At 50.3% G+C, this 18,581-nt stretch carries 16 protein-coding genes and 2 rRNA genes; 6 read left to right on the top strand and 12 right to left on the bottom strand.

Translation table 11 applies throughout. The annotated features are described in order from the left end of the window. Window position 1: 1 nt before the first annotated feature. From LLG46_08825 to LLG46_08805, 5 genes are all read right to left on the bottom strand, one after another. The gene (locus LLG46_08825) at window positions 2–388 is read right to left on the bottom strand and encodes a PIN domain-containing protein (GenBank protein ID MCE5323399.1); all 387 of its coding nucleotides are present in this window, start codon (window positions 386–388) and stop codon (window positions 2–4) included. Then, a complete protein-coding gene (locus tag LLG46_08820) occupies window positions 382–594 on the bottom strand; it encodes a type II toxin-antitoxin system VapB family antitoxin (GenBank protein MCE5323398.1) in 213 nt (70 codons plus the stop codon). Before LLG46_08820 ends, LLG46_08825 begins: the two co-directional genes overlap by 7 nt. Window positions 595–773: 179 nt before the next feature. Next, on the bottom strand, window positions 774–3,821 hold the full coding sequence (locus LLG46_08815; protein ID MCE5323397.1) for a preprotein translocase subunit SecA: 3,048 nt from the start codon (window positions 3,819–3,821) through the stop codon (window positions 774–776). Between the two features lie 210 nt (window positions 3,822–4,031). Continuing rightward, window positions 4,032–4,961, bottom strand: a complete 930-nt coding sequence (locus LLG46_08810; protein MCE5323396.1) for a hypothetical protein — start codon at window positions 4,959–4,961, stop codon at window positions 4,032–4,034. A gap of 142 nt (window positions 4,962–5,103) precedes the next feature. Continuing rightward, window positions 5,104–6,042: a DUF4037 domain-containing protein gene (locus LLG46_08805; protein ID MCE5323395.1), complete on the bottom strand. Its 939-nt coding sequence runs from the start codon at window positions 6,040–6,042 to the stop codon at window positions 5,104–5,106. Between the two features lie 136 nt (window positions 6,043–6,178). Here LLG46_08805 and LLG46_08800 point away from each other — a divergent pair, with 136 nt between their 5' ends. After that, window positions 6,179–7,561, top strand: coding sequence for an alpha-glucosidase/alpha-galactosidase (locus tag LLG46_08800; protein ID MCE5323394.1), 1,383 nt, complete (start codon window positions 6,179–6,181; stop codon window positions 7,559–7,561). 4 nt (window positions 7,562–7,565) lie between these two features. On the opposite strand, the gene LLG46_08795 is transcribed toward LLG46_08800, so the two are convergent. The 3 genes from LLG46_08795 to thiM all read right to left on the bottom strand — a co-directional run bounded on the left by LLG46_08795 (window position 7,566) and on the right by thiM (window position 10,218). Then, window positions 7,566–8,198 (bottom strand): GDSL-type esterase/lipase family protein, encoded by a 633-nt coding sequence (locus LLG46_08795; GenBank protein ID MCE5323393.1) that lies wholly within the window; start codon window positions 8,196–8,198, stop codon window positions 7,566–7,568. 52 nt (window positions 8,199–8,250) lie between these two features. Further along, window positions 8,251–9,345, bottom strand: a complete 1,095-nt coding sequence (locus tag LLG46_08790; GenBank protein MCE5323392.1) for a glycoside hydrolase — start codon at window positions 9,343–9,345, stop codon at window positions 8,251–8,253. A gap of 75 nt (window positions 9,346–9,420) precedes the next feature. Beyond that, complete coding sequence (gene thiM, locus LLG46_08785) at window positions 9,421–10,218, bottom strand: hydroxyethylthiazole kinase (protein MCE5323391.1); 798 nt, start codon at window positions 10,216–10,218, stop codon at window positions 9,421–9,423. 286 nt (window positions 10,219–10,504) lie between these two features. On the opposite strand from thiM, the gene LLG46_08780 reads away from it, so the two are divergent. The 4 genes from LLG46_08780 (at window position 10,505) to LLG46_08765 (ending at window position 14,018) form a co-directional block, all read left to right on the top strand. Then, window positions 10,505–10,966 carry a DUF305 domain-containing protein gene (locus tag LLG46_08780; protein MCE5323390.1) on the top strand — a complete coding sequence of 154 codons (462 nt, stop codon included), beginning with the start codon at window positions 10,505–10,507 and terminating at the stop codon, window positions 10,964–10,966. 61 nt (window positions 10,967–11,027) lie between these two features. Beyond that, window positions 11,028–12,329 carry a nodulation protein NfeD gene (locus LLG46_08775; GenBank protein MCE5323389.1) on the top strand — a complete coding sequence of 434 codons (1,302 nt, stop codon included), beginning with the start codon at window positions 11,028–11,030 and terminating at the stop codon, window positions 12,327–12,329. Between the two features lie 240 nt (window positions 12,330–12,569). Continuing rightward, window positions 12,570–13,346, top strand: a complete 777-nt coding sequence (locus LLG46_08770) for an SPFH domain-containing protein (GenBank protein ID MCE5323388.1) — start codon at window positions 12,570–12,572, stop codon at window positions 13,344–13,346. Window positions 13,347–13,643: 297 nt separating this feature from the next. Next, complete coding sequence (locus LLG46_08765) at window positions 13,644–14,018, top strand: hypothetical protein (GenBank protein ID MCE5323387.1); 375 nt, start codon at window positions 13,644–13,646, stop codon at window positions 14,016–14,018. A gap of 439 nt (window positions 14,019–14,457) precedes the next feature. Here LLG46_08765 and LLG46_08760 read toward each other — a convergent pair whose 3' ends face one another. Together LLG46_08760 and trxB are read right to left on the bottom strand one after the other, a co-directional pair. Next, entirely contained in the window at window positions 14,458–15,906 is a 1,449-nt protein-coding gene (locus LLG46_08760) for a PIG-L family deacetylase (GenBank protein MCE5323386.1), read from the bottom strand. A 28-nt stretch (window positions 15,907–15,934) separates the two neighbouring features. Further along, the gene (trxB, locus tag LLG46_08755) at window positions 15,935–16,879 is read right to left on the bottom strand and encodes a thioredoxin-disulfide reductase (protein MCE5323385.1); all 945 of its coding nucleotides are present in this window, start codon (window positions 16,877–16,879) and stop codon (window positions 15,935–15,937) included. 86 nt (window positions 16,880–16,965) lie between these two features. Here trxB and LLG46_08750 point away from each other — a divergent pair, with 86 nt between their 5' ends. Further along, a complete protein-coding gene (locus LLG46_08750; protein ID MCE5323384.1) occupies window positions 16,966–18,090 on the top strand; it encodes an iron-containing alcohol dehydrogenase in 1,125 nt (374 codons plus the stop codon). 97 nt (window positions 18,091–18,187) lie between these two features. Here the strand turns inward: LLG46_08750 and rrf are convergent. Together rrf and LLG46_08740 are read right to left on the bottom strand one after the other, a co-directional pair. Further along, window positions 18,188–18,303 (bottom strand): 5S ribosomal RNA (gene rrf, locus LLG46_08745). A gap of 85 nt (window positions 18,304–18,388) precedes the next feature. Then, a 23S ribosomal RNA gene (locus tag LLG46_08740) occupies window positions 18,389–18,581 on the bottom strand; the annotation flags it as partial.

Below are 18,581 nucleotides of genomic sequence, written 5' to 3'. Positions count from 1 at the left end.
GTTAGGCCATAGTAAGGCCGAGAATGTCTACAAACGGCTGGAAATGGTGGTCTGAGCTGAGAAGTCGGCTGTTTGATATAATGCAAAATGTCGCGATGAGGCAGTCTACTGTTGCCGCTTGAATTCCCTGTGAACGCAGAGTGCGCGCATTTTGAATGGCTTCAAGTATGAGATCACGGCCACCCATTGTAAAAACATCGAACGCAAGCAGATGAGACTTGACCTTCTCGAACCGATCTGCAGGAGTAACACCCTGCAACACCTCATACAAAATCAAGTCACCAAGCCCGATTTCCTCTTCTGCTGCGAGGCGCTCAAAGGCAAGCGTCTCAGGTGTTTCGCGATTTCTCAGCAGGTCGATCCAGACCGAACTGTCCACGATTACCATTTTGCAACAACTCTATTTTCGCGAAGCGCCCTAAGATCGCCTTCCCAATCTGCCGATCCTTTGAGCGCATTGATAGCGTCTAATTGCTGTTTGCATTTGACAAGACGCCGCAGTCCTTCTTCCACAACGGCCTTCTTAGTTTTTAGCCCGGTGGCTTCCTGTGCGGCCTTAATCAAAGCGTCGTCTATCACAATATTGGTGCGCATGTTGACCCCTCCGGTTTCGAGTCATATGGAGTATACCACAAAATGTGTATGATATCAATGCATTATACACACAGCGGCATCATTTCTGCCACCAATAATCAAGCATATTTTGGTCCGGGGAAAGATTCTCCGGACCATCAAATCAAGAACCATCAAGATTCATATAGAGTCAACCGGACTTACTGTTCAAACTTGCCCATACAGCACTTCTTGAACTTCTTGCCGCTGCCGCACGGACAAGGATCGTTGCGGCCTATCTTGCCGTGCTTGCCCTTTATCGTGGCTGCAACTTTGGCCATTTTTGCCTGATCCTCACCCATGCCCTGAGGACCTTCGGATGACATCTCAATGAGGTTATCATATGTCAGGCGTCTGCGCCTTGGAGGCTCCTGAGTCTGGACACGATACATTATCTTGGCCATATCTTCCTGTACGCTGTCGAGCATAGCCGAGAAGAGGTCATAGGCCTCTTTCTTATACTCGACCAGCGGGTCGCGCTGAGCATAGCCCCGTAAGCCGATTCCCTCACGCAGGAAGTCCATCGCGTCCAGGTGATCGATCCACTTGCGGTTTATCATATCCAAGGTCACATGGCGTTCGATATCACGCATCAGCTCAACGCCGATCTCCTGTTCCTTGGCCTCATAGCTCTTATCGACTATCTCATCGAGCATATCCGAGAGCTCATCACGCTTCTTGCCCTTGAGATCAGATGGATTGGCATATAATTCCAAAGGAAGAATGCCGTTTACATAATGGAACAAGCCGTCTGTGTCCCATTCGTTAGTCGCCATGCCCTCATGACAGAACATATCGATTGCTGCCTGCATAGTCTCATACAGGTAGCCAATTACAGTCGCCCGGAGGTCGGCACCTTCGAGGATGCGGCGGCGCTCTTTATAGATAGTCTCACGCTGGACATTCATCACGTCGTCATAGTCGAGAACGTGCTTGCGCATCTCGAAGTGGTGCATTTCGACTTTCTTCTGCGCCCGCTCGATAGCTTTCGAGAGGACTTTGCCCAGGCCGCCTTCATGCTCGATCGCCTCATGCTCCTGCCAGCCTTGGAACATCCATGAGCCCGACTTGTCGCCAAACAGGCGCATCAGTTCGTCTTCAAACGAGACGAAGAACTTGGACGCGCCTGGGTCACCCTGTCTGCCGGAACGGCCTCTGAGCTGGTTGTCGATCCGGCGGCTCTCATGCCGCTCTGTGCCGATTATATACATGCCGCCCCGCTCGATCACGTTCAGCGTCTTCGGATTCTTCAGCGATTCGTCATATTTGTCCGGGTTATGCTGTTTCCATGAGTCCATATCCCAGGTGAGGTCAGACATATCGAAAGCCTGCATCTCGATCGGGTCATCTTCAAACTCGGCCTCTTCGTCATCAGAAAGCTTTGAGCCGCCAAGTATGATGTCAACACCACGGCCTGCCATGTTGGTGGCTATAGTTACTGCTCCACGGCGGCCGGCCTGAGATATGATCTGCGCTTCCATCTCGTGGTATTTGGCATTCAATACGTTATGAACGATACCCTCTTTTAGGGCCTCACGGAGTTTGGCGATTCCACTCGGTCTGATCGAAAGGATCGACGCCAATTCGCTGATATTGGCATCACTGAGCATGTTAAGCTCGACCTCAAGCCTTTTAGCAAGTTTGCTGAAATTATTGATACCGAGAGTCTCGAATTTGGAGTTTAGATGGTTGAAGAGTTCCTGCTTCTCATCGCCGATCTCTTTGTCTGCATCCAGCCGTGATCGCAGGATGATTGTTGCAGCCAAAAGCTGGAGCCTCTCAGATAAAAGCCTTTCGCTTACCCGCTCGGAGACTTCGATAGATCGTGTGCCGACCAGCACAGGCTGTTCGCGCGTATATGCCTTCAAAACTTCAGTTACTATCCCGCGGAACTTGGCCTCTTCGGTCTTATAGATAACATCCGGTGAGTCTTTGCGGATCACGGGGCGGTTTGTCGGAATCTCGACCACATCGAGCGCATATATCTTGCGGAACTCTTCTTCTTCCGTCTTTGCAGTGCCGGTCATACCCGAAAGTTTGTCATACAGGCGGAAATAGTTCTGGTATGTGATGGTTGCCAGGGTCTGGTTTTCTTCCTCGACCGGGACGCCCTCTTTTGCTTCGACTGCCTGATGGAGTCCATCACTCCAGCGCCTGCCGAACATGAGCCTGCCTGTGAACTCATCGACGATGATAACCTGGCCGTCCTTGACCACATAGTCGATGTCTTTCTTAAATACGGCATGAGCCTTCAAGGCCGCATTGACATACTGGTTTATCTCAATATTATCAGGGTCACTGAGGTTGCCGCAGCCGGTGATCTCTTCGACCTTGCGAGTGCCGTCTTCAGTGAGCATGGCCGTTTTGGCCTTCTCATCGATCGTGTAATCGCGCTCTTTGACGAGTCTGCGGACGACCTTGTCCATTTTATAATACATATCGCTGGAACGGTTGCCCGGCCCGGAAATAATCAGCGGGGTCCTTGCCTCATCCACAAGAATGGAGTCGACCTCATCGACGATGGCATAGTGAAGCTCACGCTGCACCAGATCCTCAGCTCGGAAAGCCATATTGTCACGCAAATAGTCGAACCCGAACTCATGGTTGGTCCCATACGTGATATCACAGGCGTATGCCTCCTGGCGAGTCACAGGCCTGAGCTTATCCCATCCCAGCGGGCTTTCAGCGGCATAATCGGGGTCGAACATGTATGAATTTCCACTCCCGCCGCTCTCTGCGCTCTGCCCATGGATCGAGCCGACAGTTAGGCCAAGAAAATGATATAGTGGACCATTCCAGGCAGCGTCGCGCTTTGAGAGGAAGTCGTTTACAGTGACCAGATGCGCGCCCTTGCCTTCGAGGGCGTTTAGGTAGAGTGGAAGAGTGGCGACCAGTGTCTTGCCTTCACCGGTCCTCATCTCGGCGATGCGACCCTGGTGGAGCACCATTCCACCGATGAGCTGAACATCGAAATGGCGCATCCCAAGCGTCCTAATGCCGGCCTCGCGCACAACTGCAAATGCCTCAACAAGCAAGTCGTCAACAGTCTCACCCTGAGCGATGCGCTCGCGGAACTCGTCTGTTTTTGCTCGAAGCTGCTCATCAGTCAGAGACTTTATGGATGGTTCAAGAGCGGTTATCTGATCAGCGACCTTGCGGAACTTCTTTATCTCGCGCTCATTGGCGCTGAATAGCTTAATTATGTTCATCCCAATTCCTCTGTGGATACATAAAAAAGGGAAACATTGGGGTCGTCCCCACTGCTTCCCCGAATACTCAATCTATGTATGTACGATATCACAATCAAGTTCCCAAGTCAATTGAACGAGCGTAAATCACAAAAATGAGGAGAGTAGGAGATATGCGGAGATAAGGCAAGCTAATACCAGTATGCCCTTGGGAATAAGCTGTCTCCTGGTCTATTGATTAGGAATCTTGATGGTCTTTTTATAGTATTCGTATTTGTAATCGCCGTCTTTTGTCTTTCCTGGAAGCTGCTTTACCAAAGTAAATACTAAAGTGTGTTCATCTTTCCAATGGTCTATTTCAGACCAACTCCAATTATCCCCTGGAATAGTTTGTCGCACTATAACCTTTTCAGTAGATGTATCCATCACCCAGAGTTTCCTATTCTTACACAGCTCGACACAAGCAATATATCTTCCGCTGGGACTCCATACGCAAGGAGATTCCATATCATAGCTTTTAAGTCGTTTACCTTTGTGGTCGATCACATAAAACATTTGGCCACATCCACAATCGCCGTCGCCTTCCGTAAACTCAACAAGCTTTGGCATATTCATGTTGATTTTCTTGTCCTGATTATAAAGAGCTATCTCGGAAATACATATGTCATTATCTCGGCCTATTGCAAATCCATTGAAAACCAGTCTGACTTCGGTGACAGGCTTCCCCGGAATCGATATCTTGTGCCAACCCATTGAATCTGCCAGCTTAACAGTCTTAATGTATTTGCCGTTAATGAAGACATTAAGCTTGGTAATCCGGTTGTTTCTCAAAAACAGTTCTTGTGACTTGTTATAGCCGTTCATGATCCAAATACTGTCAACAGTTACGGGTTTCACATCCTCATCACGAGTCAGCTTGATTTCATATCCTGACGGGCTGCCGTCAATCCTTTTGCCATTTCCGCTGAATACCCAAGCGGTACTTACATCGCCATCAAACATGTTTGTGAGTGGAAACGATGTATGCTTGTGCCCCATGTAGAGGTCCTCTGTCGACGAGACAATCCACCCTGGCCAGGCTATTAACGTGTTTGTGCCGTCACAAGATGCTGGAAATGCAATGAGCATCAAAAAAACTATGAGAATCAGTTTCTTTATCATAATTACCCTCGCTTGTATCTATTACAGAGTGACGGCACAAATGAACGTAAATTGCTTTCAAGCCGCGGGCCATACCACGGCATCCTTGATTCTATTTCGCATAATACTGGTCATCACTGACAGACCGGCGCTATATTGTTTCCTATGGAGGTGGACCCAAGCTGCCGTTGATCAGGTCATCGATATTGTCGAACGCCGAGTCAACCCACTCTTCGTCGAGTCCTGTTTCCACCAGCATGTGGTCCCACATCTCTTGATGCAGCTTTGCATCATGGTTCTTGTCTGAACAGCACAAGGACTCAAATGCAGAGTCCAGACGCTGCCAGGGGTGCATATCGGGAAGCGTTTTGCCCACCACCAGATCGACTATATCTCTCAAGTAAGCAAGGGACTTGTGACCGAGTGTGGTATCGGCGGCATGGCAGACCAACCGCTCCGTATATGGAAAAGGCTTCCCGTCGACAAGGAAAAACACTCTCAGAAACTCGTTGATAGCATTGAGTAGCGAACTTGCTGCGGGCAGCAGCTCATCGTCCGATTTATGGTGCAGCGGATAGACTTCAATAGCCCAATACCAGCCCATAAGCCAGTGATACTTGATCTTGTTTATCAGTATGTCATGCGGATATGCAGTAAATGAATTGCAAATATTCTTGAATTGTCGGCTTGGATCAGTGATGATCTTGGCGTTCGTCCAAATCCACAACGGCACATCTTCATAATCACTAAATTGCTTCTGGACCTTTTCGAGCGGGGTTACAGAAAAATGTGGGTTGCCTAATTCAATACCAAAATAGTGACCTGTTTTTTCCGCCGGCTGTATACAAAAGAACGATGTTTGCGATTTGATAAAGCCTGCTCGATATGCTTCCATCTGCACTACATCATATACGTTCTGCGGGCACAAAACATCGATGTCGATATCCGAGGTCACGCTATGCTTTCCAGTTGCGCGACTCCCGGTCAGGAGAACTGTAAACACATCTCGATGGTTTTCGATTCCCGGCAGAGAGTATATTTGCTCATCCATATAGTGCTTTAGAGCATCCTGGTCTATGCCGGATTCAGTAGGGCTAAACATAGGACGGCCTTAGACACAAATCGTCACGTTTCCTTCCAAGTATGGATGTGTCATTTCAGCTTTTCGCAATTCGTATTGACAGGCACAATTCCAGAGTGTGATAATGAACCCACAAGCAAGCAGATGTAGAGGAGTAATGATGAAAATAGCGTTCATTGGAGCAGGCAGTTATATTTTCGCTCGAAAACTCGTGATCGACTTGGCGACCTTTGACGATTTGCCGCCTATTGAACTGGCATTAATGGACATAGACGCAAGCCGCCTGGAGACGACCGAAATGCTGGTCAACAAAGTGATTTCACAGCAGAAACGGCAGATCAGCGTAACCAAGACACTTGACCGCAGACAGGCTTTGGATGGTGCTGACTTTGTCTTCGCTATGTATGAGCCCAATGGTCTTGAGGCTCGCAAGCGTGAGGTCCAAGTGTGCATCGATCATAGAGTGCCGATGGCAATAGGCGATACACTGGGTCCCTCGGGTGTCTTCAAAGGTATACGAACCGGAATACTGGCGCTGAGTGTAGCCCGCGATATGGAGCAGATGTGCCCTGACGCACTTTTCCTTAACTATGTAAATCCGATGGCGGTAAACTGCTGGGTCGTAAACGCCATGACCGACGTTCGCTCTGTGGGCATGTGCCATGGTTTGGAACACACCCGTGTTCTGCTGGCAGGGTTTCTTGAAATACCTGCTGATGAGCTGTATCTGCGCGGCTGGGGTATCAACCACATGCTCTGGATACTGGAGATGAAGCATAACGGACAGGATATGTATCCACGGCTCCGAGAGATCCTGCCCTCAGTCCGTGAGCAGGACCCTGTGAGATTCGCTCTGATGGACGCTGCCGGATATTTCGTAACTGAATCGAGCTATCATTCCGCGGAATACGTGCCTTATTTCCGGGAATGGTTCAAGCCCCTTGCGGTATTCGACCATGAAGACCCGTCGTTTAACTTCGGTATGGGCGGATGGGGAGGCCAGATAATTGAGCCATCCGAGCCTCCCGCAGGGCGCGTGGAGCAGAAAATCCCGCTCAATTGGGATATTTACCTGTATGAAAAGCACTGGGCCAAGAATTGGGACAAACAAAAACAGCAGTTGCTGGACGAAACGTCCGTTCCTATTGCGCTGAGCGAAGAATACGGGATGAGGATAGTACATTCTGTTATTACGGACACTGCCCGCACTATGAGTCTTAACGTTGCAAACAAGGGCTATATACCCAACTTGCCGACAGGAGCCACAGTCGAACTGCCCGTGAAGGTAGATAAAGATGGTCTGCACCCGGATACGGTCGATCCTCTGCCGGAGCCTTGCGCATCGCTGTGCAGGCGCAATATTGAGGTGCACTCGCAGATAGTCGAGGCTATAGCGAATGAGGATGCGCGCGCTGCGTTCAACGCTGTGCTCCTCGACCCGTTGGCGGGAGCGTGTCTTGACCCGGCTGGTATGCGTTCGCTGTTTAATGATCTTGTTGAGCGTGATAGGGAGTGGCTGCCTGAGTGGCTGATACGATAAACGATCAACGTTTCGCGATCATATGAATAACCTTATACATCGTTTCAGCCAGCAGCTTATGGCCCGCCGGGTTGGGATGGCACGAATCCGTCTGCAGAGTCTCGATTCTGGAGCCGGTTTTTGATTGCCACTCCCACCAGGCAGCGTGATTGTCAATCAGTGGGATGCTTTCATCTGCGGCAATCTTTCTGACAGCATCGACATATGCTTTGATTACGCAGTTAGCACCCTGCTCTTTATACGGTCTGTGACCCACATACGACCAGTGATCTCCCAAAGGAATAGGGGTCATGATGATCGAGGCAATACCTGCTGATCCGGCCTGGGATATCATGGATCGCAGATTGGACTCGTAGTCCGACAGGCAGACTCTGGGTTCAGTGCAACCTTCATTTACCGCAGCATCGTTTGTGCCGTACATGATCGTCACATAATCCGGGTGAGCGCCAATCACATCTTTGGCGAATCTTTCGAGCCCGCCTGCCGTGTTCTCACCGCCGATACCTGCGTTTATTATTTCAACGTCGATGCCGTCATCGACCAGCATACTTGTGAGCAAAAACTCGAAGGTCTGCTCATTTGCAACACCAGGCCTGATGCCCAGCGTAATCGAATCACCCAAGCATATAATCTTCAATCTGGACTCCGAAACAAAAAACGGTTACTGCGTATTTGATATATTCGTCTTACTAAAATGACGGCAAGCTCCAGCGCGACCACATCAGCGAGCACTTCTCGCCTTGTGCGACCGCTTGATAGTATATCGTATAGATGCTGCCGTCACTCATCTCCACCGAAGCGGGATAGCCGAGGTCCCAGTTGGGAGCATCGTCACGTATGATCCAGTTCTCCCATGTCTCGCCGTCATTCTTGCTAAGCAGCACACGCTGCCCATAGCCCTCCGCTCGATATCCGTAAACGCACACCAGCGCTCCCGACGAGTGGCGGATAAGGTGCGGCGGTGAACCCAATATGCCCGTAGGCTTCATATCGCTCCATGTCCTTCCGCCGTCAATAGACTCGGTCTGGAACATGCTGAAGTTGATAAGTCCTTTTTCCTTGTCTTCAGGATCGAATCTCTCGACACGAATCATCCCGATCAGCTTGCCGGACGGCAACTCAACAACATGCGGCTCGTGATAGTTATCGGGGATGGTGCCCTCATACATCGGCACTGTTCCGACCACATCCCATGTTCGCCCGCCGTCTTTGCTTCGAGCAGCCATAATGTGGCCTTCGGCTCTAACTCTGGTAAATCCCTTGCCGAAATAGAGCAGGTCACCATCGGCCAGCTTGATCGGACCATGAGGCGAAGTAACGGGAGACCTGAACGGTCCGTCCCATGTGTCACCGGCATCGTCGCTGGTGATCACCCATGAACCGAACCATTTATCGACAAGCTCATCCGTCCAGAAAGAGAGAGTGTCTTTCCACTCCTCGACCTTGAACATCCTGGCATAGTGCTCGTTTGTATACTCGCGCGTGTCGGATGTGAACCAGGTCACGAGCAGTTTATCGCCGCCGAGCGAGATAACGCCTGCGTCACGGTCATCTATCGGCGAATCGTTGATTATACGCGGCCAGGACCACGTCTTCCCATCATCGCGGCTGATGTTGATCACTGTCTTGCCCCATGGGTCAATATGGCTGGTCCGTAAGCCCGAACTTGCCGCCACAAGTGTTCCGTCATCCATACGCGCAACCGACGGCCACGCAAAGTAACCGAATCTTTCGCCGGGCAGTTCACAAATAATCCCATGCTCAGCTTGAACTCTTTTTTCCATTGAAATCCTCGTCTATTGCTATTGTGTCACCTGTAAGTCTTGTATGTTGGAGGGCAAAAGTCCTTCGGTTCTATATCATTTGCTACAAGATATTTGCACTCTGCCGCCCGATTCTATATCAGCCGCACTTATGGCATACAGCGCGTTGTAAAGCTCGACATGAAACGTGCCGGGTCTCTCACCAGAAGTCTTGGCTGCCATCTCGCCTGCAATTCCAAACACAGCCAGGCCGCCGACTGCTGCGCTGAACGCATCCTTATCAACAGCGGCAAATGAGGCTACTATTACATTGGACATGCATCCCGTTCCGACCACTTTGCCGAGCATAGCATCGCCATTGGAAATATGAGCGATTCTGCTGCCGTCGCTCACCACATCCACGGGACCGGTGATCGCAACAGTGCAGCCGTATGTTGATGCAAACTTCTTAGCGATCTCATCTGTCCCCGCCTCGGCACCAATAGACTCGACCCCGCGCACCTCCGCGGCGATTCCTGCAAGCGTGGCGACCTCACCGGCATTGCCGCGCACGATAGATACCTTCACATTTTCAAGCAGGCGTTTGCTCGACTCGGTCCTGAGCTTTGTGGCGCCTGCACCAACAGGGTCAAGGATTACCGGTATGCCAAGCTCGTTGGCTCGTTTGCCGGCAAGCTCCATGGCATCGATCCATGTTGGTGTGAGGGTGCCGATATTGAGGACCAATGCGCCCGCGATGCCTACCATCTCCTCGACTTCCTCCACTGCGTGCGACATAATGGGCAGCGCACCGATGCAGAGTGTGGTGTTGGCGGTCTCATTCATTACCACAAAGTTGGTAATGCTGTGGATCAGCGGTTTCTTCTTGCGAATTGCTGCGAGGTCCGCAGGTATATGTTGTGTGATTTCCAAGAATGCCTCCAAGACTGTATATTATCTATAATAGCCGATTTAGCGCTAATTCGGTCAATTGATTAGTGGATTTCATGTAAATTCGATTGCCCATATCTACGCACGGGAAAGTACATTACGTGTCACAATTCGTGCAATCAGGAGTGGTATGATGAGAACGGCATTGCTGCTTACAGTCATAATGTGCTCCGTTCCTCTTATGGCAATATGTGAAGAGTGTCAAGTGGGAACACGGCCTCCAGGCAGTGATTTGAGGTCGCTTTCCTCTTTGAACAAACTGTCAGGAGTCGAGTTCGATCTGCGTTACATGATATCGATGTATCAGCTCCACAGCGATACTCAGGCTCTGGCCGAAGTGGAAGTGAAATACACCATGGATACCGGGCTAAGGCAGCTCTCGGATAATATCAGGCATGAACAATATGATCTAAACAAAAAGCTCGAACTCTGGTATAGCCAAATGACCGGCAGGCAGATAAACGAATACTGTGCAAACTCAAATGTGGATTTCAGAAGGCTGATGCAGGCCAACATTCGCCACTTCGATGCGGAGTTTGTCGATGTTATGCTCGATTATCTTCAGCGTGCAAAGGATGCTTCTTTGCTGCTGCTGACAAAAAGCTCCAATCCCGACTTGCGAAGTCAGGCATCCATAGTGATTAAGACATCCAACAAGGAGATAACTGCTATGCAAAGGTGGAAGAATAATCAACCTATGTTTGAATCCTGATCGGCCTCTTTTAGTTTGCAGATAAAGGACTTATTGCCCTGCATATAGAAACTTATTGAATATGAAGCGCTCTATCATACTGATAACGATATTGCTGTTTCTATTTCCTCTTGCCGCGCATGCGGCGAAAGTCGCGCCCATCTACGTCCTGCACTTAGACGGCCAGATCGACCCCGCTGTAGCAGATTACATCAGCGACGGCATCGACAGAGCCCAGTCAGAAGGCGCGCAGGCAGTACTGATCGTGATGGACACACCCGGCGGGCTGCTCTCATCCATGCAAAAGATCGTGAAGTCGTTCTTCGCAGCCAAGATTCCCGTGATTGTATATGTTTCGCCGAGCGGGGCATGGGCAGCTTCGGCTGGGGCGCTAATCACAATGGCGGCTGACGTGGCGGCAATGTCACCCGGCAGCAGCATAGGGGCAGCCACGCCCGTGAGCATCAGCCCAAGCGGCGAAGCCGAAAAAACGGACGAAACCTTAAAAAGAAAGCAAGTAAATTATACATCCGAATATGCGCGATCGATAGCCGAGAAACGGGGTCGCAATGCAGACTGGGCAGCCTCGGCAGTGCGTGAGGCTGCCACACTGACAGCTTCAGCCGCCCTGAAAAAGAACGTGATCGACTATGTTGCAGAAGACACACCGCAGCTCATGAAAAAGATAGATGGTCGTAAAGTAAAAACAGGCGGCGCGATAGTCACGCTTCACACAGCCGATGCTCCGCTCAAAGAGATGCCGATGGGCATGCTGGACTCGTTCCTGCACTTTTTGAGCAATCCGTATGTCACATTGTTTCTGACCATGATCGCGATGTACGGCATCATCTACGAGCTTGCCAACCCCGGCGCAATATTTCCGGGTGTGCTCGGCTCGATCGCAGTCCTGCTGCTGCTATATTCATACTCAGTGGTCCCGGTGAACACTGCGGGCTTTGCATTCATCGGCCTGGCTATAGTGCTGTTTATGATCGATCTGTTCACACCAACGCATGGGGTGTTGTCGGTGGGTGGAGTAGTCAGTCTGTTTTTCGGGCTTATGATGTTGTTCCGGTCGTCGGAGGGTTTTATGGTTTCATTATGGGTGCTAATTGCCGTGGCTCTGGTCACCGGCGCATTTTTCTTCTTTGTAATCAGCCTTGGAATCAGGGCTATGAGGCGGCCATATGTGTCGGGCAGGGAAGGTGTCGTTGGACATATAGGCGAAGCAAGGACAGACCTTGACCCGACAGGCGAGATATTTGTTGACGGCTCACTCTGGAGTGCCACCAGCGAACATGGCGTCATATCAAAGGGCGAGAGTGTGTATGTGGTGTCCATGTCCGGTCTCAAACTCACCGTGCGAAAGCATGAGAGTGATTAGTTATTGGTTCTTAGTGATTAGTCCGGTATGTTGGATAATGCTGATCCCACTAACAACCAATAGCAAAAGAGCCAATTGCAAAACGAGAGAACGTCTTAATCTTTGTCATTCCGAACGAATGTGAGGAATCTGCTTTGAACCTAACGCTGTAACAGCAGATTTCTCGCTGCGCTCGAAATGACATGGTTGATGACTTTTGCAATTACCTCGAAAAACTAATAACAATTTCGGAGGAAACAAATGCAGGCTTTAAGCGCTTTTCTTGGTGTAATTATCTTCTTTGTGGTTATCGTGCTGCTCAGCTCGATCCGCATAATCCGTGAATGGGACAGAGGCGTGCTGCTGCGGTTCGGGCGGTTCGATCATGTCAAACTGCCGGGGATCAGGTTCGTCTGGCCGATAATCGACAAGATGATCGTGATCGACACCCGCGTCATCACGATGGATGTGCCCAAGCAGGAGATCATCACCCGCGACAACGTGTCGGTGATGGTGGATGCAGTAGTCTTCTTCCAGGTGGTGAACGCCGAGAACGCGATTACCAAGGTCGAGAACTGGATCAGGGCAACATCGCTGCAGGCTCAGACTGCACTGCGCTCCGTAATCGGTCAGGCGGAGCTTGACGAACTGCTCTCCGAGCGCGAGAAGGTCAACATGCACCTGCAGACCATAATCGACGAGGCCACAGAGCCTTGGGGCATCAAAGTGACCGGCGTGCAGGTGCGAGACGTCAGTCTGCCTGAGACTATGAAGCGCGCCATGGCGAACCAGGCCGAGACCGAGCGCGAGCGCCGTGCAAAGGTCATCAACGCCGAGGGTGAGTTCCAGGCAGCGCAGAAACTCGCAGATGCAGCAGCAATCATCAGCCAGAACCCTCAGGCTCTGCAGCTTAGGTTCTTGCAGACCCTTACTGAGGTAGGCGCTGAACACAACTCTACAATCGTCTTCCCTGTACCTATTGACCTGCTGACTTCGTTTATGAAGGCTGCAGATGTTCTTGGGGCGAAAAAGGAATAGGGCACCAGCATAATGGATTGGATCGATAAATTCGCGTTGTCCATGTCTGCAGCTTGCTGTATAGCGTTCGGTATAAAAAAGCGCAGAAATTTGCGGCTATTATTAGCGTTCTTAGTTTTTGGAATTGGCTTCGGTATGGCGACTCTAGGAGCATGTGACCAACGGTCGCCATATTTGATATTTATATCAGGTGTGGCACTTTTTATTTCTGCTCTAGAAACGAAAGAAAAAGGTGAGTAGACACGTGCTTTTACTCAAATAGTAAATGAAGCATAAGCTGCAAATGGAGAATCAGAAATGGAAGAAAATGTGGGCAACATCCCAAAGGTCAGCTCTAGTAAACTCAAAATCTATTTATTAGGCATACTCTTCACTGGATTGGTTCTTTATTTGTTTTTCAGCTTGGAAACGTGCAAAAGCAGCATTGAATTATTACGTGTACAAAATTTGCTGGATTACGGTATGACAGAAACTCAGGCAAACTATCTCTGGGACAGTACTCCGATAGTTCTGAATCGTAATGATAAAACGATGCTTCCCGACATTCCAATCAATTTGATCCCTCAAGGTGGCAAGTTGGTTCGTTATAGTAAAATATTGCCATCGTGCTACTATTTGGTACATTTCAACGAGGAACACAAGATAGACTTTCTCTATTTTTGGCAGTCCTGATGGTCCGGGATTTGAATCCCGGGCCTATGTTATTTGGGATATTCATCCCCTGTATGCGCTTTCGTTATTCGGTAGCAGTAAATAACGTGTAAGCCGAACACTAAAGCCAAGCTCCGCTGCCGAATCCGCCGGGCACACTCACCCCAACACCAATCTCCTGTATTCACAACCCATGAACAACATTTAGCTGAAATGTACCGGCCATTTCATCACATTTTGCCCGAGTTGTCGTACTGTTATTATGAGAGGGAAATTTTCTCTGAGAATGAACAAGGAAGGAATAGTCGATTTTGATACAGCCGGTTGGCAGTCACACAACCAGTCACTAACAACTAATAACCAATAACTAATAAAAAAACAGCCAAAACGAACTCTCCACGCTTAAAAATCTGGATTTCACGCTCAGTTCGTTTCACTCAAAACCTGAAATTACGTCTGCTTAGTCAGCGCCAAACTCTACGGCGTGCCAGCCCGTCTGGTCAACAGTCATTTTCATAGTCATGGTCTTGACCTGGATAAACATGTCTTCATCCAGGCGCAGTTTGCTCAACGGCACTGCGACCTCCAGCACGTTGTTTTTGTATGCCCAGTGAGTGTCTTTTGGGGTGCATCTGCGCGGAGGTTTGATTGAGACCGTATACCAGTCATCCGAGTCCGTGTCGCTGATCCCGCGGACATTGATCGTGTACCTCACCTGTTTCGAGAGCTTCTTTGCGCAGTCGATGCGCACGTAAAGATAGTCATTGTCTGAGCACAGGTATATAGCACGCACGTCACCGCCCTTGCTCAGGCTCGCCATAACATAATCGCCGACCGGGTCCACCACTGCCTGGGGTATTCCTCGCCAGTCATCGGGGTTGCCGTCTACAGCAATTTGCCATGACTCGACCCTGTTCACTTTGCGATCCGGCACATCGCCGAATATCTCATTGCCTCGGGCAAAGCTCATCATGAAGCTTTTCTCGACAGCCGTCTGGGTCTTGTACTCGCCGATGGCCTTTCGTTTGAGCTTGGCGACCTGCGGTCCCAATGGCAGCGACTTCCACCGAGTGTCACCAGATGCCATTGCATATGGCGGAGCCAGCGGATCTTTGGGGTGATAGCCCTTCGGAACCGGCCAGTCGCCTCTATGGACCAGGTACGTGTGGAGCCTGATTTTTTTTGCGAAGTCGCGATGCTCAGATATAAGCTGCTCGATAGCTGCTGCTACAAAGCAATAGGTGGCATAGTGATCGGGGTGATTATCCAGTGGGTGAGGCAGATATACATCGGTGGGCCTATCGCGCTCCAAAACATGCATTACGTCATCCATCAGCGCCTCACCGCAGTATGGAGCATATCTGGTCAGCGAATCGGTGTAGGGAGAATGCATGGACTTGGTCGCATGGGAAAGATAAAGAGTGTCCCTGTCCCAGTACTTTGTCCACATCTGGACAATGCCCCTGTCAGGATACCCGAGAAACGTAACCCGCTCAGGCGGAACGCCCAGACTGGAGAGTGCACCCAGAGTCTCTTTTTGTCTCCTGTAAGCAAAAGTGACACACTTTTTCGGAGTGACTCTTAAAGTTTTGTATGCTCTGCCGACCGCGAACCTAAAACCATCGCCATTGGTAATCAACGTGACATGCACACTTGCCCCGTTCTCGACAGCCTTTGCAATCATCCCTGCGCAACCGAGGGTCTCGTCATCCGAATGCGGCGCAAAGACCAACACGCGGTCTGCTTTTTGAGGCGCGCTCATTACAGGCAAATAGACATATTGCTGCCACTCGTTGGCAATGTGGATTCTATATTGTATTGCAAGTGCTGCCACAAGCACGACTGCCGTTACTGCTGCCAGAACAGACAGCGCCAGCTTGAGCACACTCCGAAGTGTGGTTTTTATCATGATGAACCGGCTGATTCTACTCTGCCGCCTACTGCTTGCTGCCTAACCCCTGCCTGGACTCGATATACTTTTCGGCAGCGGTGGCCGCTATCGCGCCGTCCGCGCAGGCTGTCACTATCTGTCGCAGCAGTTTATGGCGAACATCACCCGCCGCGAATACTCCGGGGATATTTGTCTGCATATTCTCATCTGTAATGATGTAGCCGTTCTCATCCAGATTGATCTGACCATCGAGCATTTTTGTGTTCGGGTCGAGGCCGATAAGGATAAATACTCCATCGACCGGCATCTCTACAGTCTGTCTTGTAACAACATTCTCCAATACCAGATGATCGACAGTGTCGGTCCCTCCGATACCCTTTACTATGCTATTCCAATGCACGTTTATCACAGGGTGCGATAATGCTCGCTCCTGAATGATGCGCTGGGCACGGAGTTTGTCTCGTCTATGGATAATCGAGACCTCTGAAGCATATCGGGTGAGGAACACGCTGTCCTCCACCGCCGTGTCCCCACCACCGATAACGGCCAGTTTCTTGCCCTTGAAAAATGCGCCATCGCATAATGCACAGTATGACACTCCCCTGCCGAGAAATTCCTTTTCGCCGGGCACACCGAGACTCCTGGGTTTGGCGCCAAGGCTCAGGATCACGGTTTTTCCCCTGATCTGCTCACCGTCGGCGGAGTGGAGTACTTTGATATCGCCTGACAGGTCTATGCGGTCGATCTCGGCGATCCTGGTCTTCATACCGAATTTTTCAGCCTGCTCGCGCATTGCGTTGGAAAGGTCGTAACCGGAGGATGTCGCTGCGAAGCCAGGGTAGTTTTCGATGCTTTCGCACATCATCAACTGCCCGCCAGGGTAGTTTTTCTCCACCAGGAGCGTAGATAGCCTTGCCCTGGATGCATATATGCCAGCCGTCAGACCGGCAGGACCTCCGCCAAGAACAATTACGTCGTACGTGTCAGTTATCCCCCTTTGTAGTCACACCTCTATTATACAGACAATACCGTCCTCCTGCAAAAGTGATATAATTTCCTGGTTTGGAGGGGAGAAATATGTCATTCGATATAACAAGCCCGAAAATCACGCACTGTGGAGCAGGCGCGTTTTCAAAGACTGCCGTGGAAGCTGCCAGGGTGGGGCGCAAGGCGATAGTTGTGACCGGTGAGCATCTTCATGGCTCAAAGCTCATTGATACACTTGCAGACCAACTCTTTGGCCTGAAAAGCGATTGTCTGGTGGCCGACCCGATCAAGCATGAGCCAACTATCGAAATGGTGGATGCGCTTGCCGAGCAGGCAAGACAGTTTTCAGCTGATGTAATTATTGCTGTTGGGGGTGGAAGCGTGATGGACACAGCCAAAGCTGCCGCAGTCATGGCAACCAACGATGGCTATACTGAGGATTATCAACTCAAACGACGTGAGATAGTCAATCCCCCTATCGCACAGGTCTTTGCGCCGACAACAGCCGGTACAGGCTCCGAAGCGACGCGCGTATCGGTTTTGACAAATGAACATCTTCAGATCAAACGCAGCATATCTGATCCGATGATGACGCCGGATATCGTTATACTCGACCCTGAACTGACTGTGTCACTGCCCAGATATTTCACCACGCTTACGGCTATGGATGCATTCTCTCACGCGATCGAAAGCGCAGTGTCGAGAAAATCGACTGCATATACGCGGCACATTGCTCTTGCAAGCATTCAAGAGTTATGCAATGGCCTGCCTGAAAGTCAGAATGATCCGGATAATCTCGATGCAAGGCTGGCGTGCCTACTTGGCAGTTATCTTGCGGGTCTTGCGATGCAGATGGGTCTTGGAGCGTCTCACAGCCTTGCGCCCGCTATATGCATTGTTGCTGGAATAAGGCACTCCGAAGCAGTGGCGGCACTGCTTCCGCATGTGATCAGGCTGAACGAACGCTTATTGCCCGGTACATATAATGAAGTAAAGAATGCCATGGGCTGCGATGATGTCGCATTTCGTCTGATTGAGTTGTGTAAGGCCGCTGGTTTTTCCAGCAACCTGGCACAGTTCGGGCTGAAAGAGTCGGACTGGAGTGGCATCTGCGAAGCGATGAACCGCTATGGCAGCCACAGGATCACCAACCCTGTCGAGGTGACGGATGATTTCGCAAAGGAACTATTTTTTTCTGCATTGGACGGGCAATAAATGAGAATGAGGCAGTCCCCAGAGTTTATGTGAGACAGTCTCAATTTCTGGAAATGTATAAAAGCCTCCAGCTCAATGCTGGAGGCTTTTAATTTAGCCCTGGCGACGATCTATTTTCCCGGGGCCTAACGCCCAAGTATTGTCGACCCTGGTGGGCTTAACTTCCGTGTTCGGAATGGGAACGGGTGGACCCCCACCGGTATGGTCACCAGGAAAGCGTATTCAGTTATCAATCATTCCATTGACAATTGCAGATTGATGCGAACTCGTATACTTGCCTTAAGTTAATAATTGCAAAATGGTCAAGCCCTCGGTCTATTAGTACTGCTCAGCTACAACACATTACTGTGCTTACACTCGCAGCCTATCAACCCGGTAGTCTACCGGGGACCTTACCAGGTTAACCCTGTGAGTGACCTTATCTTATGGCCGGCTTCCCACTTAGATGCTTTCAGCGGTTATCCGTTCCAGACATAGCTACTCGGCACCTG

It is taken from the genome of bacterium, from assembly GCA_021371935.1.
Taxonomy (GTDB): domain Bacteria; phylum Armatimonadota; class UBA5829; order UBA5829; family UBA5829; genus UBA5829.
Note: the sequence above shows the minus strand (reverse complement) of the source record. Positions and strands in the feature narration are given on the sequence as shown.